The 21,992-nt window shown below is 68.1% G+C and carries 19 protein-coding genes; 11 read left to right on the plus strand and 8 right to left on the minus strand.

Annotation, left to right across the window (positions count from 1 at the left end):
- Positions 1-458: 458 nt before the first annotated feature.
- Both AC5P8U_RS02225 and AC5P8U_RS02230 read right to left on the minus strand, forming a co-directional pair.
- Positions 459-725 carry a DksA/TraR family C4-type zinc finger protein gene (locus AC5P8U_RS02225; RefSeq protein ID WP_072169104.1) on the minus strand — a complete coding sequence of 89 codons (267 nt, stop codon included), beginning with the start codon at positions 723-725 and terminating at the stop codon, positions 459-461.
- 171 nt (positions 726-896) lie between these two features.
- Positions 897-1,454 (minus strand): DUF2058 domain-containing protein, encoded by a 558-nt coding sequence (locus AC5P8U_RS02230; RefSeq protein WP_005418186.1) that lies wholly within the window; start codon positions 1,452-1,454, stop codon positions 897-899.
- 63 nt (positions 1,455-1,517) lie between these two features.
- Between AC5P8U_RS02230 and AC5P8U_RS02235 the strand changes: the two genes are divergently transcribed.
- The 3 genes from AC5P8U_RS02235 to AC5P8U_RS02245 all read left to right on the plus strand — a co-directional run bounded on the left by AC5P8U_RS02235 (position 1,518) and on the right by AC5P8U_RS02245 (position 4,483).
- Entirely contained in the window at positions 1,518-2,018 is a 501-nt protein-coding gene (locus tag AC5P8U_RS02235; RefSeq protein ID WP_053499398.1) for a M48 metallopeptidase family protein, read from the plus strand.
- 47 nt (positions 2,019-2,065) lie between these two features.
- Positions 2,066-2,764 carry an RNA pseudouridine synthase gene (locus tag AC5P8U_RS02240; RefSeq protein WP_005418190.1) on the plus strand — a complete coding sequence of 233 codons (699 nt, stop codon included), beginning with the start codon at positions 2,066-2,068 and terminating at the stop codon, positions 2,762-2,764.
- A 162-nt stretch (positions 2,765-2,926) separates the two neighbouring features.
- Entirely contained in the window at positions 2,927-4,483 is a 1,557-nt protein-coding gene (locus AC5P8U_RS02245; protein ID WP_269777779.1) for a phospholipase D family protein, read from the plus strand.
- A gap of 3 nt (positions 4,484-4,486) precedes the next feature.
- On the opposite strand, the gene AC5P8U_RS02250 is transcribed toward AC5P8U_RS02245, so the two are convergent.
- The gene (locus AC5P8U_RS02250; RefSeq protein WP_072169100.1) at positions 4,487-5,563 is read right to left on the minus strand and encodes an HDOD domain-containing protein; all 1,077 of its coding nucleotides are present in this window, start codon (positions 5,561-5,563) and stop codon (positions 4,487-4,489) included.
- A 277-nt stretch (positions 5,564-5,840) separates the two neighbouring features.
- Here AC5P8U_RS02250 and AC5P8U_RS02255 point away from each other — a divergent pair, with 277 nt between their 5' ends.
- Positions 5,841-6,938 carry a Glu/Leu/Phe/Val dehydrogenase dimerization domain-containing protein gene (locus AC5P8U_RS02255; protein WP_049413064.1) on the plus strand — a complete coding sequence of 366 codons (1,098 nt, stop codon included), beginning with the start codon at positions 5,841-5,843 and terminating at the stop codon, positions 6,936-6,938.
- 47 nt (positions 6,939-6,985) lie between these two features.
- Here the strand turns inward: AC5P8U_RS02255 and AC5P8U_RS02260 are convergent, their stop codons facing one another.
- The gene (locus AC5P8U_RS02260; RefSeq protein ID WP_072169098.1) at positions 6,986-9,829 is read right to left on the minus strand and encodes an autotransporter serine protease; all 2,844 of its coding nucleotides are present in this window, start codon (positions 9,827-9,829) and stop codon (positions 6,986-6,988) included.
- Between the two features lie 182 nt (positions 9,830-10,011).
- On the opposite strand from AC5P8U_RS02260, the gene AC5P8U_RS02265 reads away from it, so the two are divergent.
- The 3 genes from AC5P8U_RS02265 (at position 10,012) to AC5P8U_RS02275 (ending at position 12,218) form a co-directional block, all read left to right on the plus strand.
- A complete protein-coding gene (locus tag AC5P8U_RS02265) occupies positions 10,012-11,187 on the plus strand; it encodes a thiolase family protein (RefSeq protein WP_227838282.1) in 1,176 nt (391 codons plus the stop codon).
- Between the two features lie 124 nt (positions 11,188-11,311).
- Entirely contained in the window at positions 11,312-11,653 is a 342-nt protein-coding gene (locus AC5P8U_RS02270) for a hypothetical protein (RefSeq protein WP_005418203.1), read from the plus strand.
- A 154-nt stretch (positions 11,654-11,807) separates the two neighbouring features.
- Positions 11,808-12,218, plus strand: a complete 411-nt coding sequence (locus AC5P8U_RS02275; protein WP_088496748.1) for a hypothetical protein — start codon at positions 11,808-11,810, stop codon at positions 12,216-12,218.
- A 280-nt stretch (positions 12,219-12,498) separates the two neighbouring features.
- On the opposite strand, the gene AC5P8U_RS02280 is transcribed toward AC5P8U_RS02275, so the two are convergent.
- Positions 12,499-14,136 carry an acyl-CoA dehydrogenase family protein gene (locus AC5P8U_RS02280; protein ID WP_353080239.1) on the minus strand — a complete coding sequence of 546 codons (1,638 nt, stop codon included), beginning with the start codon at positions 14,134-14,136 and terminating at the stop codon, positions 12,499-12,501.
- Between the two features lie 113 nt (positions 14,137-14,249).
- Here AC5P8U_RS02280 and AC5P8U_RS02285 point away from each other — a divergent pair, with 113 nt between their 5' ends.
- Genes AC5P8U_RS02285 through pdeM form a run of 4 tightly spaced genes read left to right on the plus strand, consistent with a single transcriptional unit; the run spans position 14,250 to position 19,939 of the window.
- Positions 14,250-15,248: a ligase-associated DNA damage response exonuclease gene (locus AC5P8U_RS02285; RefSeq protein WP_088496750.1), complete on the plus strand. Its 999-nt coding sequence runs from the start codon at positions 14,250-14,252 to the stop codon at positions 15,246-15,248.
- Positions 15,245-16,852 (plus strand): ATP-dependent DNA ligase, encoded by a 1,608-nt coding sequence (locus AC5P8U_RS02290; protein WP_072169096.1) that lies wholly within the window; start codon positions 15,245-15,247, stop codon positions 16,850-16,852. Before AC5P8U_RS02285 ends, AC5P8U_RS02290 begins: the two co-directional genes overlap by 4 nt.
- Positions 16,849-19,308: a ligase-associated DNA damage response DEXH box helicase gene (locus AC5P8U_RS02295; protein ID WP_494541414.1), complete on the plus strand. Its 2,460-nt coding sequence runs from the start codon at positions 16,849-16,851 to the stop codon at positions 19,306-19,308. The genes AC5P8U_RS02290 and AC5P8U_RS02295 overlap by 4 nt, the downstream gene beginning before the upstream one ends.
- Entirely contained in the window at positions 19,298-19,939 is a 642-nt protein-coding gene (gene pdeM / locus AC5P8U_RS02300) for a ligase-associated DNA damage response endonuclease PdeM (protein WP_072169094.1), read from the plus strand. Before AC5P8U_RS02295 ends, pdeM begins: the two co-directional genes overlap by 11 nt.
- 1 nt (position 19,940) lies before the next feature.
- Here pdeM and AC5P8U_RS02305 read toward each other — a convergent pair whose 3' ends face one another.
- The 3 genes from AC5P8U_RS02305 to AC5P8U_RS02315 all read right to left on the minus strand — a co-directional run bounded on the left by AC5P8U_RS02305 (position 19,941) and on the right by AC5P8U_RS02315 (position 21,990).
- Positions 19,941-20,210 carry a hypothetical protein gene (locus AC5P8U_RS02305; RefSeq protein ID WP_495213901.1) on the minus strand — a complete coding sequence of 90 codons (270 nt, stop codon included), beginning with the start codon at positions 20,208-20,210 and terminating at the stop codon, positions 19,941-19,943.
- 180 nt (positions 20,211-20,390) lie between these two features.
- Positions 20,391-21,659, minus strand: coding sequence for an FAD-dependent oxidoreductase (locus tag AC5P8U_RS02310; protein ID WP_088496752.1), 1,269 nt, complete (start codon positions 21,657-21,659; stop codon positions 20,391-20,393).
- Positions 21,660-21,783: 124 nt separating this feature from the next.
- Positions 21,784-21,990 carry a cold-shock protein gene (locus AC5P8U_RS02315; RefSeq protein ID WP_005410590.1) on the minus strand — a complete coding sequence of 69 codons (207 nt, stop codon included), beginning with the start codon at positions 21,988-21,990 and terminating at the stop codon, positions 21,784-21,786.
- Between the last annotated feature and the right edge of the window lie 2 nt (positions 21,991-21,992).

Raw genomic sequence — 21,992 nt, forward strand, 5'->3', positions numbered from 1 at the left:
CATGGCGCCAACGGTCCTGCCCACCCACACCGCCCCACCTCTGACAGATTCCGCGCGCTGTTGGTGGGTGCCGACCGTTGGTCGGCACATCTGTCAGATATCGATAGTCAGAATTGGATCCGACCCCGTGCCGACCAACGGTCGGCACCCACCATCAGCAGCAGGTTCCAACAGATCGCGGAAATCTGTCGAAGGCGGGGTGGGTCCGGTTGAGGGGGCGTGAGCCGCATGGATGCGGCGGCCGAGCTTACATGGGTGAGGGCGCTTTGCTTGCGAAGCATTGCTTCGCAAGCGCCCGAACGCACAGCCGCCAGCGGCTGGGCCGGGCCCCGGAGGGGGACTTGCAGCGTCCCCCTCAATCGGCCCCCCCCCCCCGCCATCCCACGGATAGCACGCTTTTGCCGTTGCCGTTGCCGTTGCTCCAAGCAGGTGCAGGGCGCAGCCCTGCCCAACACCCCTTACCTCAACTGGCTGTCCTTGCTGCCGCGCCGGTTGTAACCGGCATGCGCCTGCGCTTCTTCGTCATGCGCCTGCTGGCACGCCACGCACAGGCGAACTCCCGGCACAGCACGACGTCGCGCCAACGGAATCGGCGCGTCACATTCCTCACAGTGTTCAAGGCCCGGGCCCTGCCGCAGCTGGCCTCGCGCGCGGGCGATCGCATCGTCGACGGTGGCGTCGATCTGGTCCTGGACCGCGCCATCTCCCGCCCAACCAGTGGCCATGGCCTTCCTCCGCAGGTGTGTCGCCTGATATGGGGACGATACACCCGCGCACAAAGGAGCAGGCCTGTGTTGCGCCGAGCCATGGCCGGTGCGCCTTCAGCAAGCTGAGCAGAACGCCAACGGATCCAATCAGGTCGATCGCGACTTAATCCCCTCCGTCCCCTTTTTTGCTTACCAGATCAGGTCGTCCGGCACCTGGAACTGGGCGTAGTAGGCGTCGTCCTCGGCGTTGCCGGTGGAGATCTCGGCGGTCGAGCCCGGCTGGCCGTGGTCGACGATGATCGCCTCCGGAGCCCGCTCGCGCACTTTCTCGGCGGCGGCGCGCGGCAGCAGGGCGTAACCCTCGCCATTGGCGACGATGACCAGCACGCCCACCGACAGCGCCTTGCGCAGCTTGGGGTCGATCAGCAGGGTGCGGATCGCCGCGCCATCGCTGAAGCGATACTCGTCATCGCCCTTGTGGGGCACGGCATGGGCCGCGATGATCTGCTTCGCCTGCGCCTTCTGTTCCGCCTGCCTGGCCTGGGCATTGCGCTCGGCGGCCAGCGCACGGTCGCGCTCGACCTTCTCGGCACGGGCACGTTCAGCCTCACGCTGGACCTCGGCCGAGGCCGATTCGGCCTTGCCCTGGCGGGCCTTGGCCTGCTCCCGCGCGGCGGCGCTGGCCTGCGATTTCTTGGCCAGACCGGCCTTGAGCAATTGTTCCTGCAGCGCGTTGGGCTTTGCCATGGTCGGTACGTACCGCGTGTAATCTTGGATGCTTCCATTCTACCGACGCCCCGCCGCCCCTGCATGGCAGTCCTGAAGTACCTCACCGGCTACCCCGAACCCCTGGTCGCCCAGGTCAGCGAACTGCTGGCGCAGGGCAAGCTCGGCCCCTGGCTGCAGCAGCGCTATCCCGACCCGCACGAGGTCCGCAGCGACCGCCAGCTGTACGACTACACCCAGGCGCTGAAGGACCGTTACCTGCGCAAGTCGGTGCCGCTCAACAAGGTCTGCTACGACAACACCCTGGAAGTGATCAAGCACGCGCTGGGTACGCATACCGCCATTTCCCGCGTGCACGGCAGCCGCCTCAAGGCCAGCCGCGAGATCCGCATCGCTACCGTATTCCGCCAGGCACCCGCGGCGTTCCTGCGCATGATCGTGGTGCATGAGCTGGCCCACCTGAAGGAAGCCGACCACAACAAGGCCTTCTACCAGCTGTGCCAGCACATGGAACCGGATTACCTGCAGCTGGAGTTCGATACCCGTCTGTACCTGACCGAGCTGGCCAACCGCAGCCAGCGCTGACCGGCCGCAGCAGCTACACTGCGCGCCCCCTGCCCGACCTGCCCGCCATGGAACCGATCCGTCTCGACAAACGCCTGTCCGCCCTGCTCGGCATCCCCCGCGGCGAAGCGCGGCGCTATATCGAAGGCGGCTGGGTAACGGTCGACGGCGAAGTGGTGGAACAGCCACAGCGCCCGGTCGATGACAGCGTGGTGATCGTCGTGGCCGAGCAGGCCAGTGATGAAAAGGCCGAGCGGGTCAGCATGCTGCTGCACAAGCCGGCCGGCGTTGCTGCTGAGACCCTGTGTGCGCTGGTCAGCAGTGACAGCCGCAGCGAACTTGATGCCAGCGACATCCGTCCGTTGCAGCGCCATTTCCACGGCCTGCAGCTGGCCGCTGCACTTCCGGCCAGCGACAGCGGCCTGGTGGTGGTCAGCCAGGATCCGGCCACGCTGGCCCATCTACAGCGCAATCTGGGCCGCACCGAACAGGAATACCTGATCGAAGTGGCCGAAGGCGGCCCCGAGCGAGGACCGTGGCTGCTGGCGCGGCTGCAGCAGGAATCCGGCGGCGCGAAGGTCAGCTGGCAAAGCGAGCAGCGCCTGCGCTTTGCCGGCAAGGGGCTGACCGCCAAGGGGCTGCGCGTGGCGGTGACCGCCGCCGGGCTGCAGGTGCTGGCCGTGCGCCGGCTGCGCATCGGCCGCGTGGCCTTGGGGCCGCTGCCGCCGGCGCAGTGGCGTTACCTGGGCAGCGACGAGCGGTTCTGAGGCCTGCGGGTCAGGGCCCTTTCCTGCGGAAACGGGTCCGCCCCCATCCTGACGCCCCGGGGTCGGATCCGTTGCCGAAGGCAAGCGCGCTGATGCCCTATCGATCCTGCAGGCATTCCTTCACGCAGGGCGTGGATCTACCATCGAGGCATGAGCCTGCCCATGCCCCTGTGGCGACGCCTGTTGCGCGTCGCTGCAATCATCCTCGCCGCGCTGTTGCTGCTGGTCCTGTCCGGGCTGCTGCTGGCCGACCATCTCACGCCACAGGCACAGGGCGCGCCCTCGCATGTACTGCCTTTGCAGCCGGCGCAGACCCGCATCGACCAGCAGATCGTGCCGCTGCAGGACGCGCATCCCGGGCAATCAGGCGTAGCGTTCCTCGGTGATGGCATGGATGCCTTCGCCGCGCGCGCGATGATCACCGCGCACGCTGGCCGCAGCCTGGACCTGCAGTACTACATCTGGCACGACGACCTGATCGGCCACCTGATGGCCAAGGCGCTGCATGACGCCGCCGAGCGCGGTGTGCGCGTGCGCATCCTGCTCGATGACATGAATGCCAAGGACAAGGACGCGCTGATGATGGCGCTGGACCGGCACCCCAACATTGAAATCCGCCTCTACAACCCGTTCCGCAACCGGACCGGCATCCTGCGCATGGTGGAGATGGTGCAACGCTTCTTCAGCGTGAACCACCGCATGCACAACAAGAGCTGGATCGCCGATGGTCGCGTCGCGATCGTCGGCGGCCGCAACATCGGCGAGGAGTACTTCAGCGCGCGCACCGATGTGAATTTCCAGGATCTGGACCTGCTGGTCGCCGGCCCTGCCGTGGAGCAGGCCAACCGGATCTTCGACGACTACTGGAACAGCGAGGCCGCCATTCCGGTATCCGCGCTTGCCTTCCATACCGATGCGCAGCTGCGCCTGCTGGTGCGCGAATCGGATCATGAGGCGCAGCGGGACGTGGCCCGGCCCTACCTTGCGCGCGTGGCCGAATCGCGCCAGCGGCAGCGCCCGAGTCCCGAGCCATTGCACTGGAGCAGTGCAGTGCGCATCGTCTCGGACCCGCCGATGAAGCATCGCAGGGATGATCGCGCTGCCTGGCTGGTGTCGACCCTGATCAGCGAGCTGCAGGCCGCCCGGCACAAAACGTTGTTGATTTCGCCCTACTTCGTGCCAGGCGACGAAGGCCTGGATGGCTTTTCGGCCATGGCCGGGCGGGGCGTGCAGGTCGGCGTGGTGACCAACTCACTGGCTGCCAACGACGTCGCCGCCGTGCACGGCGGCTACATGAGCTACCGCGTGCCGTTGCTCGAAGCGGGCGTCCACCTGTACGAACTGAAGGCGCAGGGGCAGTCCGGCGATGCCGGCATGTTCGGCAGCAGCGGCGCGAGCCTGCACACCAAGGCGTTCGTGGTCGACGACCGCCGCGGCTTCGTCGGCTCGTTCAACCTCGACCCGCGCTCGGCCTACCTCAACACCGAAATGGGCGTACTGTTCGACGACCCGGTGCTGGGGGCGCGGCTGCGCGATGAGTACCTGCGCCTGGCAGACCCCAGGCATAGCTGGTGGCTGGCGCTGGACGACCGTGGCCGGTTGCGCTGGCTGGAGCGCGAGCCGCCACCGCACTGGGTCGAGGCCGAGCCAGGGGCAACGGCGCGCAAACGCTGGTTGTCGCGGGCCATCAGCTGGCTGCCTGTCGAATCGCAGCTGTAGCACTCAGGCGGCCGGGCCGGCCTGGTCCTGTCCGGCCTCATCCAGCGTTTCCACGCTGCGCCCATGCAGGCGCCGCCAGATCCAGCGCAATGCATGCGGCGGCGCTGAAGGCAGCTGCTCCAGCAGCGCCAGCATGCGGCTCTGGCTGGCATGCCCATGGCGGCACAACAGGCTGGCCGCTGCGGCGGCGCTGGCCAGGCGCAGGCTGTCGGCCAGCGCCCCTTCTGCATCCACCGCCAGGGCCTGGTGAACCGGTTCAGGCAGCTCCCATGCGGCGGCGACCCGCTGCGCCAACGGTAACGACCACTGCTGCAGCAGCTGCAGGGCCAACGCCGGCTCCACGGCCTCGCCGCGGGCCTGCGCTTCCTGCAGCAGCTGGCGCATTACCAGTGACGCGCCCAGTCCCTGCACCAGGCCCAGCCACTGCGCAGCGAAGGCATCACCGAAGGTGACCGTACGTGCGTGATCGGCGGCCGCGCGCGAGGCCAGCAGCGCGTGCTCCCAGATGATCGCGCTGAACTGCGGGAACACTTCGCACTGCACCTGCATCACCGGCTGCACCAGTACCGCGCTGATGATCTGCCGCACGCCTTCGGTACCCACCAGTGTCACCGCCCGCTGCAGGCTTTCGACCGGGCGCTCATGCACCTTGTAGGCCGGGCTGTTGGCGATGCGCAGCAGGTTGCCGGTCAGTACCGGGTCCTGGCCGATGATCGCGGCCATCACCCGCGCTGAGGCGGCATCGTCGTTGACGGTCTGGATCAGCTGCGGCAGCAGTTGCGGCCGGCGGGGCAGCTGCCTGGCCGCCCAGTTGCGGTCCTGCAGCGCGCGCGCCACCGCCTCGCCCAGCCCTGCGGCCTGCACCGGCGTGGATTCACCGGCCAGACGCGGGTACAGGGCCAGGGCATGCAGGCCACGTTGCAGATGTGCAGCGATCTCGGCCGGGGGCAGCGCCTCGCCCTGCAGGCTCGCCGCTGCGGCGGCCACCGCCTGGCGGGACGCAGCAACCAGCCGCGACGGTGCCGCCCCGGTCGAACGCGCCAGCCAGGCGCGCAGCGATCGCCACCAGGCCGCTGTCATCGCCGCCTGCCCTGTCGTTGTGGTGCCCTTGCCGTCACTGACCGCCTGCCTCTTCACGCGAATCCGGCCACCCGCCGTCGTCGCAGCATCGGCCGCATTTTCATCTTCTTTAACTGCAAGGCATGCGATGTCGACGGCACCGGCCGGGGGAATGGACTAGAATGGCGCCGCGCGACCCGTCCCCCAGCCATGACGACGTCGCTTTTTTTGTTTTGGGACCCTACCGTTCACTGGCCGTTCGCTGCAGTTCGCCGCTGTTCGCGCCATCGGAGACGCCATGCTATTCGAAACCCTCGCCACCACCGGCCACGAACAAGTGGTGTTCTGCCACAACCACGATGCCGGCCTGCAGGCGATCATCGCCATCCACAACACCACCCTGGGCCCGGCCCTGGGCGGCGTGCGCATGCGTCCGTATGCCAGCACCGACGAGGCGCTGGCCGACGTGCTGCGGCTGAGCCGGACGATGACCTACAAGAATGCGCTGGCCGGCCTCAACGTCGGTGGTGGCAAGGCGGTGATCATCGGCGACCCGAAGGTGGACAAGACTGAAGTACTGTTCCGCGCCTTCGGCCGTTATGTCGACTCGCTGGGAGGGCGCTACATCACCGCCGAGGACGTCGGTACCGACGTCAACGACATGGAGAACATCTACCTGGAGAGCCAGTTCGTGACCGGCGTGCACCAGGTCCATGGCGGCTCCGGCGATCCGGCCCCGTTCACCGCCTACGGTGCGCTGCAGGCGCTGATGGCGGCGATGCGCTTCAAGTTCGGCCATGAGGAAGTGGGCAAGACCAGCATCGCAGTGCAAGGCCTGGGCCACATCGGCATGGAGCTGGTCAAGCTGCTGCGCGACCGCGGCGCCAAACTGTATGTCACCGACCTGGACAGCGCGCTGGTTGATCGCGCGGTCAGCGATTTCGGCGCCGAAGCGGTCAAGCCGGACGAGATCCACGAAGTGAACGCCGATGTGTTCGCACCGTGCGCGCTGGAAGGCGCGATCAACGCCGACACCCTGCCGCGGATCAAGGCGAAGATCATCTGCGGTACCGCCAACAACCAGCTGGCGAGCCTGGAAATCGGCGACGAACTGCATGCGCGCGGCATCCTGTATGCACCTGACTACGCGGTCAACGCGGGCGGCGTGATGAACGTGTCGCTGGAGATCGATGGCTACAACCGCGAACGCGCGATGCGCCTGATCCGCAGCATCTACCACAACCTCACCCGCATCTTCGAACTGTCGCAACGCGAGAACATCGCGCCGCAGCGGGCAGCCGACCGCATCGCCGAAAGCCGTATCCTGTCGATCGGCAAGCTGAAGATGCCGCTGGGCCGCAGCACCCCGCGCCTGGGCAACCTGCGCGGCGGCTGAGCCTGCCGATGTCGCGCCGGGCCTTTCGACCCGGCGCGACCTCCCGTTCAGAAGCCGGTGCTGTAGCGCAACGCCGCCTGGCGCGCGCCTTCGCCGCCGACGCGCTGGTCGAAGCCCAGGCTCAGGCGGCCGTTGCGGCCCCACCACGACTCCAGCGCCACGCCGAACAACGCACTGCCGCGCGGGGCGTTCCAGCCCGCCAGTGGCGCCCATGCATCAACGCCGACGAAACTGGCCTGCCAGTCCGCATCGGCACCATCGAGCCGCTGCTGCCATTCGGCATGCCCGCGCAGGGTCCAGCGCCCCCAGCCACGTTCGCCGCGGATACCGGCCAGCATCTGGCTGCGCTGTACGCGGTTGGCATCGCCACGCAGGCCGAAGCCGAACCCGCCCAGTTCGTTGAAGGCATCGGTATCCACGCGCGTCGTGCTGGCGCCCAGATACGGTGTCAACGACGCACCTACGCGGCCGAAACGATAGCCGCCTTCGACACTGGCACTGCTGAAACGTCCGCCGTAACGTGCAGAGACACCGTAGGCGCCGGCGCCCAGCAGCAACTGGCGATCCAGCGCCCGGGTGAACTGTCCGCTGCCGACCTGGGCCAGCGCATAGCCCCGGCCCAGGTTCCAGCCGGCGTACAGCTGCGCCTGCGCCTGGCGATCACGCCCACGATCACCGCCGAAGCTGCTGCCACCATTGCTGCGGGTTTCGCCGAAGGCCACACCCATCAGCCCATTGCTGCCCAGCGGCAGGTCCTGGCCGGCCATCCAACCACGGCTGTCGGCGGCATTGCCGGCGAAACTGCCCTGCCCGGCTTCGCCGAGCGCGCTCTGCCAGGCCCCGCGCAGGCGCGGCGCCGCCTGCACGCGATTGAAGCGCTCGGCGATCGCGCGGCGTGACATGTCGATGCTGTCGAAGGTGGCCGACTCGGCCCGCGCATGCGCCTGTCCGGACAGGCTCTGCAAACTGGCCTCGAGGCCTTTGCTGCCACCGCCGGTCCACTGCAGCGCACCGGCGGCCGTACCGAAGGCCGAGCCCTGCAGCGTCGTATCGCCATCAAGCGCGCTGAACGCACTGTCCACGCGTTGCGCAGCCGACTGCGCCGAGGCCGTGAGCCCGGTCGCTGCCGCCGTGACGCTGACCTGGGTCAGGTTCAACCAAGCGTTGTTGCTGTCATAGCCATAGCTGCTCTGCAGCAGCGACAGGCCCTGCAGGCCGCTGGAGGTGGCCGGGCTGCTGAAGGTGCCGCTGAGGCCGCCGGCGGCGTGGATCAGGTCCTGGCGGCTGCCGTTCTGCGGCACATAGCCGGAGACGAAGCCGTGTACGCGCACGCCCCCGTTGATCGTGGCGTTGCCGGTGACCTGCAGCGCATTGGCACCGAGCGCGATCATCAGCTGCGCGCCGGCCTGCTGGGTGTAGTTGCCCTCGATGGTGCCGGTGGTGCTACCGGTGGTCAGGAACACGCTGCTGCCGTTGACCACATTGCCGATCACGCGCGGCGTACCGCCATTGAACTGCAGGCCGGTCGAATCCGGATCGGGCTGCGCCAGGATCGTCACGTTGGAGCGGATCACGCTGCCGTTCTGGAGTGACAGGATGCCGCGCTCGATGCGGGTGGCGCCGCTGTAGCTGTTGTTGCCCCCCAGCACCAGGGTTCCCCCGCCCTGCTTGACCAGGCCACCGCTGCCGACGATGTCATTGCTCCACAGCGAGCCACTCGATGGCGCATCGACATTGGCCACCACGTCGCCCCAGTCGAAGCGCCCCGGCCCCTTGATCGCCCGCGAGATGTCGAGCAGGCCGTAGCCGAACACCGCATCCACGCCGGGCGCACCGATGTCCTTGGCGGTGCCCAGCAGGGTCTGCCGCACCAGGTTGTTGTCGAAGTACGGGTAGCGCTGCCAGACCAGGGCGGCGGCGCCGGAAATCAGCGGGGCGGCGAAGGACGTGCCGTAGTTCCAGTAATAGCTGCCGCCGTTGGCATCGGGATAGACCGCGCTGCCCGGCGCCGCCAGGCAGTAGCGCGCGGCCTGGCCGCAGGCATTGGCGTAGCTGGCCAGCGTGCCCGGTGCATACGGATCCACCGCAGTGGCCACCAGCCAGCCGCGCTCCAGATCGGCCGCTGGCAGCGAGCCGGCAACGCCCAGCTGGCTGGGCAGCGCGGCCAGGCTGCTCGGCTCGGGGCGCGCATCGTTGCCGGCCGCGAACACCACCAGGCCGCCATGATTGATGACGAACGGCCGGTACTCGGCCGCCACCTGCGCGGTGGTCGGCAGGTCGGTCCAGTACAGGCCGCCCCACGAATTGTTCATCACCTTCACGTTGTAGCTGATCAGGTCCTGGTGGACCTGCGCCACGCCCAGTGGGCCGCTGAAGGAATTGCCCTTGCCGCTGCCGTCATCGACGGGCGGCTTGTCGGCGATGATCCGCGCCGAAACGATCTGTGCGCCAGGGGCGATGCCGCCCGGCCAGGACCCCACCGGAGCACCCGCGGCCAGGCTGGCCACCGCCGTGCCGTGGCCCACCACGTCGTCCACCTGCAGGTTGTTGCGGGCGGGGTCGATGTAGTTGAGGTTGGCGACCACGCGCCCGTTCAGCGCCACTGCGTTGCGCTGCACGCCCGAATCGACGATGCCGATGCGCACCCCCTGCCCGGTCAGGCCAGCGGCCTGTGCGGCACGCGCATTGGTCACGGACAGGTGCGCGTCGAAGGCCGGCTCCTGCGGCTTGGCCGGAGGCGGGGTGGTCGGCGGGGGCGTGGTCGGGGGCGTCGGGGTGGTCGGGGGTGGATCGATGCGGACATTGCCGCCGCCTCCGCCGCCACCACATGCCGTCAATGCCATCGCCAGCGCCGACGCCAGCGCCGACCTCACCATCATCGTGCGTTCCATCGATTCCTTCCCATGAACGTTGGCCTGCCCACATCCCGGCAGGCGTGCGGTGCCGCCCAGCGGCGGCCCTCCCCGACCCTCTATACTTGGGTCGACCCCCACGCAGTCTGCCGGGAAATCGCGGCGCTTCCAACGTCTTCGGTCTCCTTTCCGAACATTGCTTACGCATCAACGAGATTGCCATGTCCAACATCGTCATCGCCGCCGCCAAGCGCACCGCCATCGGCTCCTTCCTCGGCCAGTTCAACGGCGTGCCGACCCCGACCCTCGGCGCGGCCGCCATCGCGGCCGCCCTGGAACAGTCGGGCGTGCCGGCCAGCGACGTCTCTGAAGTCCTCATGGGCTGCGTGCTGCCGGCCAACCTCGGCCAGGCGCCCGCCCGCCAGGCGGCGATCGCCGCCGGCATTCCGCTGTCGACCGGTGCCACCACCCTCAACAAGGTGTGCGGCTCGGGCATGAAGACCATCATGCTCGGCCATGACCTGATCAAGGCCGGTTCGGCCAGCATCGTGGTTGCCGGTGGCATGGAATCGATGTCCAACGCCCCGCACCTGCTGCCCAACTCGCGTACCGGCAACCGCTTCGGCAACTTCCAGGCGATCGACCACATGGCCCACGACGGCCTGGTCAACGCCTACGACGGCAAGGCCATGGGTGAATTCGCCGAATGCGCCGTGGACAAGTACCAGTTCAGCCGCGAGGAACAGGACGCCTATGCGATCGAATCGGTCAAGCGCGCACAGGCCGCACAGGCCAATGGGGCATTCGCCGACGAGATCGTCGCGGTGAAGGTCGCCACCCGCAAGGGTGAGGTCGAGGTCGCCACCGACGAGCAACCCGGCCGCTCCGACATCGCCAAGATCCCGACCCTGCGCCCGGCCTTCAAGAAGGACGGCAGCGTCACCGCCGCCAGCTCCTCCAGCATCTCCGACGGCGCCGCTGCGGTGGTCCTGCTGACCGAGGAAGACGCCAACGGACGTGGCATTACCCCGCTGGCGCGCATCGTCGGCCACGCCACCCATTCGCAGGAACCGGAGTGGTTCACCACCGCCCCGATCGGCGCGATCCGCACGCTGCTGGCCAAGACCGGATGGTCGCTGGACCAGATCGACCTGTTCGAAATCAATGAGGCCTTCGCCGTGGTGGCAATGGCACCGATGCGTGAACTGGGCATCCCGCACGACAAGCTCAACGTGAATGGCGGGGCCTGCGCACTGGGCCATCCCATCGGTGCCTCCGGTGCACGCTTGGTGGTGACCTTGGTCAACGCCCTGCGCACGCGCGGTGGCAAGCGCGGCATTGCCACCCTGTGCATCGGTGGCGGTGAAGCAACAGCCATCGCCATCGAATTGATTTAAAAAGATTTAACGACGATTTCGCAAAAATGAATGCGGGATCGCTTGACACCCAATCTTGGCTTGTCATCATGTTGTCGGCGCGCAGCATGCGCGTTGCCTAATTCTAACGACGAGGATTTACACAATGAGCATCAACAAGCTGCTGGTCGCGATGTCCCTGGCTCTGGCCCTGGCCGCCTGCTCGAAGCAGGAAGCTGCCCAGGACGCCGCTGCTTCGGCCAACGAAGCCGCCACCGAAGCCCAGGCTGCTGCCGACCAGGCCGCCGCTGCCGGCGCCCAGACCGCCGACGCTGCCCAGCAGGCTGCCAACACCGCCGCCACCGCTGCTGACGCTGCGACCGACGCTGCTGCCAACACCGCTGCTGCCGCGACCGACGCTGCTGCTGGCGAAGCCAAGGACGCTGCCAAGGCTGCCGAAGCTACCGCTGAGCAGGCCAAGGACGCTGCTGAAGAAGCCAAGAAGTAATAACTTCTTTCTTCAGGCTGTTCTGGAAAAGCCGCTGGTTCGCCAGCGGCTTTTTCTTTGGCCTGCTGCCTGCGCGCGCCTCGGATCGCGACCCCGTCTTCACAACGGCATGAATAGGCTGGCGTCCCCATCCATTGCAGTACCGGAGACCGCCATGAAGATTCGCCCGATCACCACCACGCTGCTGGCCGCCTCCCTGCTGCTGGCCCTGGCCGCCTGCAAGGGTCCGGAAGCCGAACAGGCCAAGCAGGACGCGCAGCAGGCCGCCGACAGCGCCGGCGCTGCCGCCCGTGACGCCGTGGACAGGGCCGCCGAAGCCACCCGCAACGCTGCCGACAAGACCGCTGCCGCTTCCGAGCAGGCCGCCGCCGATACCCAGCAGGCACTGGACAAGGCCGCAGACGCCACCGCAAACGCCGCAGACAAGGCCAAGGTTGCAGCCACCGACGCCGCTGCACATGCCAGCGACGCCACTGCGGACGCCGCACAGAAGGTTGCTGACAAGGCCCGTGATGTCGCCAATGACGCCAAGGCCAACGCCGCCAGGGAAGAAGCCAAGCACTAAGGCGTACCGGCAGCCGGGCATCGGCTCGGCGCCACAGGAAAAGCCGCGGCACTGCCGCGGCTTTTCTGCTTTTCGCTCTCTGCTCTTTCTGTTGATTCCGTGCTGGACGCGTACGGAAAGTGTCCAAGGACGCGCGGGTAGGTTGCGCAGGGGCGTAAGCGCCATGGATGGCGCGCCCGAGCCTAGAAGAACGTATTCACGGCGTCCCCTGCGCGACCTACCCGCGCGGCCCACCCATCAGTATCAGCGCCCACCACGAGGGGCTTCGCCGTTGGCCGCCCTACGGCAGCGCGCGCGCCAGCATTGCCGACAGATCCACACCCGCCGGCAGCGTCCCGAACACCAGCCCATGCTGCCCTTCCAGCCGGCTGCGCACGAACGCTTCAGCCATTGGACTGCCCGCCCGCAACATCAACGCTGCCTGCAACAGCAGCGCAGTGCGCTCGCAGAAAAGCCTCGCCTGCGACTCATCCGGTGCCGGTGCCGCTGCCCAACGCTGCAATGCCGCTGCGTAGCGCGCATCACGATCGGCCACCGCTGCCAGCTCGGCGCGCAGCGCCGCCAGTGCCTCCGGTTCACGTGCCAGCGCGCGCAGTACGTCCAGGCACTGGATGTTGCCACTGCCTTCCCAGATCGAATTCAACGGCGCCTGCCGGTACAGCCGCGGCAGCATCGATTCCTCCACATAGCCTGCGCCGCCGAGGCATTCCTGCGCTTCGTTGACGAAGGCCGGTGCGCGCTTGCACAGCCAGTACTTGCCCAGCGCCGTTCCCACCCGTGCCAGCGCAGCTTCGTTGGCATCCACGCCTGCGCGATCCACCGCGCGTGCGATGCGCATCGACAGCACCGTGGCCGCTTCCGATTCCAGTGCCAGGTCGGCCAGCACATTGGTCATCAACGGGTGCTCGACCAGCAGCTTGCCGAAGGTGCGGCGATGGCGTGCGTGGTGCAACGCCTGCGCCAACGCCATGCGCATTTCCGCCGCTGCGCCCAGCATGCAATCCAGGCGGGTCATCATCACCATGCCGATGATGGTGGCCACGCCACGCCCCTCCTCGCCCACCCGCCATGCCTGCGCGCCGCAGAACTCGACTTCGCTGGAGGCATTGGCCCAATCGCCGAGCTTGTCCTTCAATCGCATCAGGCGGAACGCGTTGCGGTCACCGTCGGCCAGCCGGCGCGGCATCAGCAGGCAGGTCAGTCCTCCCGGCGCCTGCGCCAGCACCAGGAAGCCATCGCACATCGGTGCGGAAAAGAACCACTTGTGGCCGACAAGGCGATAGCGCTCACCATCGATCGGTTCGGCGCGCGTGCTGTTGGCGCGCACATCCGAGCCGCCCTGCTTCTCGGTCATGCCCATGCCCAGGGTGATGCCGGCCTTGTCAGCCACCGGCACGTCGCGCGGGTCATAGACCGGCGCTGCGGCCTTGCGTGCCCACTCGGCCAGATGCGACTGCGCGTGCAGCACCGCTACTGCTGCATGGGTCATCGTCAAGGGGCAACTGGTGCCGGCCTCGGCCTGGTGGTGCAGGTAGCTCAACACCGCACGCGCGACGTGCGCGCCGGGTTGCGGTTCGTGCCAGGACAAGCCGGCGACACCGTGCGATTTCGCCGTTTCCATCAACTGGTGATAGGCCGGGTGGAACTCCACCGTATCGATGCGATGACCCTGCGCATCATGCGTGCGCAGGCGTGGGCGGTCGCGGTTGGCATCAAAGCCGAGCCGGTACAGCTCGTCGCCGGCCAGCGCGCCATAGACCGCCAGGCGTGGCGCGAAGCTGCCAGCGCCTTCGCGCTGCACGGCTTCCATCAGCGCCACATCGTCAGTCCACAACTGGCGCCCCGCGAACGGTGGCGGCTGGTTCAACACAACATGGGTCTCGTAGGGCGCGTCGCTGCTGAAGCTCGGTCCACTCATCCGGTCCATCCTGGCGGCAAGAGGTATGCGGTCCGATTGTGCCGCATGACTTGCCAAGCCCGTGTTCAGGCCGGTTCTCACCCTGTGCACGAGCGGCAGGCCACAGTGACCGCATGGCAGCCAACGACGATCTGGTGGTGTTGCGCCCGGAAGGGCTGTACTGCGCCGCCGGCGATTTCCACATTGATCCCTGGCGACCGGTAGCGCGCGCGGTCATCACCCATGGCCACGGCGATCACGCCCGCCCGGGCATGGGCGAGTACCACTGCAGCGAAGGCAGCCTGCCGATCCTGCGCTGGCGCCTGGGCGATGTGCCGGTGCAGGCGCACGTCGAGGGCGTGCCGTTCCGCCTGGGCCGGGTACAGGTATCGCTGCATCCAGCCGGTCACGTCCTGGGATCTTCGCAGGTGCGCGTCGACGACGGGCGGCAGGTCTGGGTCGCCTCCGGCGACTACAAGCGGCAGCCTGACCCAACCTGTGCGCCGTTCGAAGTGGTGCCCTGCGATACCTTCATCACCGAAGCCACCTTCGCCCTGCCGATCTACCGCTGGCCGGACACGCCGGCCGTCGCTGCCGAAATCGTGGCGTGGCGCCGCGAATGCGAACAACGCGGCGAGGCTGCGATCCTGCTGTGCTATGCACTCGGCAAGGCACAACGGGTGCTGGCCGAGCTGCGGCCGCTGGACGATCGGCCGGCCTGGCTGCATGGCGCCATCGCCAATGGCGTGGCGGTGTACCGGCAGGCCGGCGTACCGATGCTGGAGACGCTCACCGTGGCCGAACAGGGCCGCCAGCCCGATGCCGCCGGCCAGTTGATCCTCGCCCCGCCCTCGGCTGCGGGCACGCCCTGGATGCGCCGCTTCGGCCGTCACCAGCTGGGCTTCGCCTCGGGCTGGATGCAACTGCGCGGCAACCGCCGCCGCCGCAACGTTGATCGTGGCTTCGTCATTTCCGACCACGCCGATTGGCCCGCACTGCTGCAGACGATCGAACAGACCGGCGCGCAGCGGGTGATCGCCACCCATGGCAATACCGATGCGTTGATTCCGTTCCTGCGCGAACGCGGCGTGGCTGCCGAAGCCTTCCGTACCGATTTCGGGAGCGAGGAATGAAGGCCTTCGCAGCACTCTACCAACGCCTGGACCGCAGCACTGCCACGCTGGACAAGCGAGCGGCACTGGTCGATTACTTCGGCCAGGCAGGCGCGCACGATGCGGCGTGGGCGCTGTACCTGCTCAGTGGTGGCAAGGTGGGCGGCGCGCGCAGGAAGATCGCCGCCAGTGGCGAACTGCGCGCCTGGATTGCCGAGGAATCAGGGTTGCCACCGTGGCTGGTGGAGGACAGCTATGCGCAGGTGGGTGACCTGGCCGAAACGCTGACCCTGCTGCTGGACGACCCACCGAACCCCTCGCCTGACCGGCCCCTGGCCGAATGGATCGAACAGCACCTGCTGGCGGTGGCCAACCAACCCGAGGCGATGCGCCGTGCGGCAGTCGTGGCCGGCTGGCAGCAGCTGTGCAGCAGCGAACGCCTGGTGTTCAACAAGCTGCTGACCGGCGCCCTGCGCGTTGGCGTCTCGCAACGACTGGTGCAGCAGGCGCTGGCCGAATGGTCCGGCCTGGACATCGCACGCATCGCCCAGCGCATGCTGGGCGAGTGGGTGCCCTCGCCCGGGCTGCTGGCCCAGCTGCTGTCGCCGGATGAGCTGCCGCTGGACCGGCAGCAGCCCTACCCGTTCTTCCTCGCCTCGCCACTGGAGGGCAACCCTGCCGAACGACTCGGCGCGATCGATGACTGGCTGCTGGAATGGAAGTGGGATGGCATCCGCCTGCAGCTGCTGCGCCGGCGCGGCGAGGTCGCCTTGTGGTCACGCGGCGAAGAGCGGCTGGATGGCCGCTTCCCCGAGATCGAACAGGCGGCGATGGCGCTTCCCGATGGCTGCGTGCTGGACGGCGAGCTGCTGGCCTGGGACGAAGCCGCGGACCTGCCGCGTGCCTTCACCGCGCTGCAGACGCGCATCCAGCGCCGAAAACCCGGTGCGGCCACCCTGCGCAACACGCCGGTGCGGGTGCTCGCCTATGACCTGCTTGAACTCGATGGCGTGGACCTGCGCGAACGTCCGCTGCAGCAGCGGCGCGCGCGTCTCGCCGAGGTCGTCGGTGCACTGAACGATGCACGGATCCAGCTCTCACCCGGCGTTGACGCCGACGACTGGCTTCAGGCGGCGGCAATGCGCGACGTGGCACGCGAACGCGGCGTGGAAGGACTGATGCTGAAGCGGCATGCCTCGCCCTACCAGGCCGGACGCCGCCGTGGTGACTGGTGGAAATGGAAGGTCGATCCGCTCACCATCGATGCGGTGCTCCTGTACGCGCAGGCCGGCCATGGGCGGCGCAGCACGCTGTACACCGACTACACCTTCGGCGTCTGGGACGGCGACACGCTGGTGCCGGTGGCCAAGGCCTATTCGGGCCTGGATGACAAGGAAATCCTCGCGCTTGATCGCTGGATCCGCGCCAACACCCGCGAGCGCTTCGGCCCGGTGCGCAGCGTTCGCGCCGAACACGTCTTCGAGCTGGGCTTCGAGGCGGTCAACCGCAGCAGCCGGCACAAGTCGGGCATCGCCGTGCGCTTTCCGCGCATCCTGCGCTGGCGCCACGACAAGCCCGCCAGCGAAGCCGATCAGCTGGCCACGCTGCAGGCGTTGGCACGATGAACCGCAGCCAGGCACTGCGCCGGCTTGAAGACTGGTTCGCGTCCAGAGGCTGGCGCTCACTGCCGTTCCAGCGCGCGATGTGGCGTCACTATCTCGCCGGCGAATCCGGACTGCTGCACACACCCACAGGCAGTGGCAAGACACTGGCGATGTTCGGAGGGCCGCTGCTGCAGGCCATGATCGACCCGCCGACCTCCCCCCGCCGCGCCAGCGCGGTACGCCCGCTGCAGGTGCTGTGGGTGACCCCCTTGCGCGCCTTGGCCAGCGACACTGCACGCGCGCTGCAGACCGTGGTCGATGGGCTGGGGCTGGGTTGGCGTGTCGGCCTGCGCAGTGGTGACGCCAGCAACCGCGAGCGGCGCCAGGCGCGCGAAGGCCGCATCGACGTACTGGTGACGACGCCGGAATCACTGGCGCTGCTGCTGAGCTATCCAGATACGCTGCCGCGCATGCAGCGGCTGCGCTGCGTGGTGGTGGACGAATGGCACGAACTGCTGGGAAACAAGCGCGGCGTCCTGCTGCAGTTGAACCTGGCGGTGTTGCGCGATGCCACGCCGGCATTGCAGCTGTGGGGACTGTCAGCCACCCTAGGCAATCTGCAGGAGGCGCGCGACGTGCTGCTGCCCGGGCGACCGGAAGCACCGATCGTGCAGGGCGTACGGCCGCGCCCACTGAGCGTGCGCAGCCTGCTGCCAGACCCCGGCGAGCGCTTCCCATGGGCGGGGCATCTGGGCCTGGCACAGCTGCCACGCGTGCTGGAGGCGCTGATGCAGGCACGCAGCAGCCTGCTGTTCACCAACACCCGTGCACAGGCGGAACTGTGGCATCAGGCGCTGGCGGCGGTCTGGCCGGAAGAACCGGACACGCTTGCACTGCACCACGGCTCGCTGGATCCGGCACTGCGCCAGCAGGTGGAGGACGGCCTGCGCGCGGGTGCGCTGCGCTGCGTGGTTGCCACCTCCAGCCTCGACCTGGGCGTCGACTTCCCCGAGGTTGAGCAGGTCCTGCAGCTGGGCAGCCCGAAGGGCGTGGCGCGCCTGCGCCAGCGCGCCGGACGCGCACGCCACCGCCCGGGTGCCAGCGGCGCCATCCTGTGCGTGCCCAGCCATGCGCTGGAACTGGCCGAGTACGCTGCGGTGCGCCGTGCCTTGGCTGAAGGTGTGGTCGAAGCGCGCAGGCCGCCGACGCTGTCGCTGGATGTGCTGGCCCAGCACGCGGTCAGCCGCGCACTGGCGGGCGGCTTCGACAGCACTGCGCTGCTGGCACAGGTCCGGCGTACCCATGCCTTCGCGTCGCTCGGCGACGACCAGTGGCAGGCCGTGCTCACGTTCATTGTGCAGGGCGGGCAGGCGTTGGCCCAGTACCCCGATTTCCACAAGGTCGTGCGAGATGCCGATGGGTGGTACCGCATGCACGACCGCCGCCAGGCGCTGCGTCATCGGCTGTCGATCGGCACCATCAGCAGCGATGGCAGCGTGCGCGTGCAGTTCCTGCGCGGCGGCGGCCTGGGCGCCGTGGAGGAGCAGTTCGCCAGCCGCCTGCGCCGTGGCGACCGCTTCCAGTTCGCCGGGCGCCTGCTGGAGCTGGTGCAGCTGCGCGACATGACCGCCTTCGTGCGGTTGGCACGAGGGCGCGGAGACGGTGTCGTGCCACGCTGGCAGGGAGGCCAGTTGCCGCTGTCGATGCCACTCGGACGCGAGCTGGAGTGGGTACTGTCCGGTGCTGACGACAGCGCCGAATCACGCTGGCTGTCGCCCTTGCTGGCACTGCAGCAACAGTTGTCGGCGCTTCCCGGCCCGGACCACCTGCTGGTGGAAGAGGTGCGGCGTCGCGAAGGCCAGTTCCTGTTCGTCTATGCCTTTGCCGGCCGCCACGTGCATGAGGCGCTGGCCGCCCTGCTCGCGCTGCGCTGTACCCGCCGGCAGCGCAACAGCATCGGCTATGCGGTGAACGATCACGGCCTGGTGCTGGCACCGGCACAGGCCATCGATCTGGACGCGGCGCAATGGCGGGCGCTGTTCGCCACCGGTCAGCTGCTGGATGACCTGCGTGCTGCGGTGAACCTGGGCGAGCTGGCGCGTCGCCAGTTCCGCGGCATCGCACGCGTCGCCGGCCTGCTGATCCCCAGCCTGCCCGGTGGCATGCCACGGGCACTGCGCCAGCTGCAGGCGTCCGCGGGACTGCTCTACGACGTACTGCGCGAGCACGACCCGGATCACCTGCTGCTGGCGCTGGCGGAACAGGAAGTGCTGAATGACAGCCTCGACATGCCGGGGCTGCAACAGGTACTGGCCAGGATTCGGATGCAGACCCTCTCGGTGCAGCGCCCGGCGTCACTGACGCCGTTGGGTTTCCCGCTGTGGGCCGAACGCCTGCGCGGGCAGTTCAGCAACGAAGACTGGCGTACCCGGGTGCAACGCGTGGCCCAGCAGCTGGAGCGTCGGCATGGCCGATGAACTGCCGCTGCTGCGCGCAGGCGAGCCGCTGGTGCTGCTTGGCGCGCGTGCACTGTACTGGCCCGCGCGGCAGGCACTGCTGCTCGCCGACCTGCACCTGGGCAAGGCCGATGTCTTCCGCCGCGCAGGCATCGCGCTGCCCGGCGGCGGTACCGGCAAGGACCTGCAACGCCTGCAGGGGCTGCTGGACGCGCGTGCCTGCCGCGAGGTGTGGATCCTGGGCGACATCCTGCACGGCCCGGCGCATCGTGCTGCGTGGTACCAGCAATGGCTGGGATGGCGCGAACGCAATGCCGCACTGGACGTGCATGTCCTGCGCGGAAATCATGACCGGCAGCTGCCGCGTGCCGAGCTGCAGGTGCAGATCCACGACGAAGTACGGTTGCCACCGTTCCTGCTTCGGCATGAGCCGGTGCCCGATGCGGAGCTGCATGTGATCGCCGGGCATCTGCATCCACAGATCGCTTTGCCTCCGTTGCGGCGGCGCTTCCCCGCATTCTGGCTGCGTGACAGGATGACACTCCTGCCGGCCTTCTCCGCGTTCACCGCCGGAATCGTTCCTGTTCCCGCTGCCGGCGAACAGATGGTCGCCTGCGTGGACAACGGCCTGGTGGCACTGCCCCTGGCTTGAATCAGGCCGGACGGATATCCAGCTGCGGCATCAGCTGGAACTCAGGCGTGTCCTCTTCCCGTCGCCGCGGCAAGGCCTGGATCGCCGCCAGCATCTCCTGCGCGCAGGCGCGGATGCGCGTGTGGGGCTCCGGCGACGCATGACTGATCAGGCTGCCGACATGAAACTCGAACACGTCCTCCAGTACGTCGGGCTGGTCCTCGTGCAGCATCTGCAACAGACCGCGCAGCTTGCAGATTTCCGATTCCAGCTCCTCGACCGCGAACAACATGGCATCCTCCTCTTCGACAACAGGCGGCACATCCGGGCCGCAACAGGCCGCGACGGCAGCGCCTCCCGGGCCACGCGCGATGTTGATCACGGAAAGGAAAACGGGCGACGCGTAATCGCGTGCAACCTACTTCTCGCATATGCGCAGTGAGGCAACCGTTAATTCACGTGACGATGCGTTTCACGCAGTGGCTGTGATCGCGTTGATGCGAGGCACCTGCGCCGCAGTGGCCAGCGCGTCGACGAAAGCAGGATCCAGCGCGAGCGAACCGAACCAGCCATGCTGGGTACCGCTGAGCACACGCAGCATGTGACCACGTCCACCCGGCAGGCGCCCCATCGGGCCGAGCAGCACGTCGCGCGCTTTGGCCCAGGCATCGCGATCGGACTGGAACAGCGGCGTCAGCCAACGGCTCCAGCGCTGGTAGACCGCAACGTGTGCCCTGCGCTGCGCCTGGTAGGCCTGCAATGCCGCGGCACCGCCACCATGCGCGCGCAAGGCATCGCGCAGCGCCAGCGCATCGAGCAGCGCCATGTTCACGCCCTGGCCCAGCTGTGGGCTCATCGCATGCGCGGCATCGCCGGCCAGCACCATGCGGCCGTGATGCCAGCGCGTCATCACCGCGTCGCGGTAGACGGCCCGTGCCAGCTGGCCGGCGTCACGCAGATGCGCGAAGCGTGCACTGGCCTGCGGCCACAGCGCATGCAGTTCGTCCAGCCAGGGCATCATGCCGTCGGCCTGCCAACGTTCGAAATCGGCGCGTGGCAGGCTCCAGAAAAAGCTCAGGCGCGGCGTGTCATCACCGGGCCGCGTACCGACCGGCAACAGCCCGATCATCTTGCGAGCGGCCACGTAGCGCTGCCGCAGCTCCTGCAGGTGTGGCCAGTCTTCGGCCGGCAACAGGCACCACAGCGCACCCCACGGATACACGCGATCCAGTCCGTTACCGTCTTTGATCGTGCCGCGCAGCGTCGAGGCCGCACCATCGGCGGCCACCACCAGGTCGAACGCACCGTGCAGGCGCCCTTCGCTGTCACGCAGGCGGCCGTGCTCGGCATCCACTGCAGCGATGCTGACGCCGGCATGCAGCTGGCCCGCACCAGCACGCGCATCATCCAGCAACGAGAACAGGGCGCCGCGCTGCATGCCAAGGCCGTGCAGGCGCGCGTCCAGGCCGGCGTAGCGCATGTCCATCACTGCGCGTTCGCACGGCGTATCGCCGTACAGGCGATGCACCGGCGCGGCATGCGCGCGCACGGCGTCAAGCAGGCCCATCTGCCACAGCACCTGCAGGCCGCTGGGCTGCAGCAGGAAACCGGCGCCAACCGGTCCCGGCGTGGGCACACGTTCGAAGATCTCCACCTCGTGGCCATCACGGGAGAGCAGGATGGACAATGCCTGTCCAGCGGTGCCGTAGCCGATCACGGCGATGCGCAGTCGTTCCTTCATGGGCGCATTGTGCCCGAGCGCAAATCCGGATGCCCAGCGGGGCCCCGCCCACGGCAGCGCAATTCTTGTCGCAGCGCAAAAAAAACCCCGCCGGAGCGGGGTTTTCAACGCACTGTCGAGTGGATCACTCGGCCGGCGTGATGTTCGAAGCCTGGGCGCCCTTCGGGCCCTGGGTCACGTCATAGGTGACACGCTGGCCTTCCTGCAGGCTGCGGAAGCCCTTGGAGTTGATGGCGGAGAAGTGCGCGAACACGTCGGCGCTGCCATCCTCCGGCGAGATGAAGCCAAATCCCTTGGCGTCGTTGAACCACTTGACGGTACCGTTCGGCATGG

The sequence above is a fragment of the Stenotrophomonas sp. YJH_SMC_81 genome, assembly GCF_059370875.1.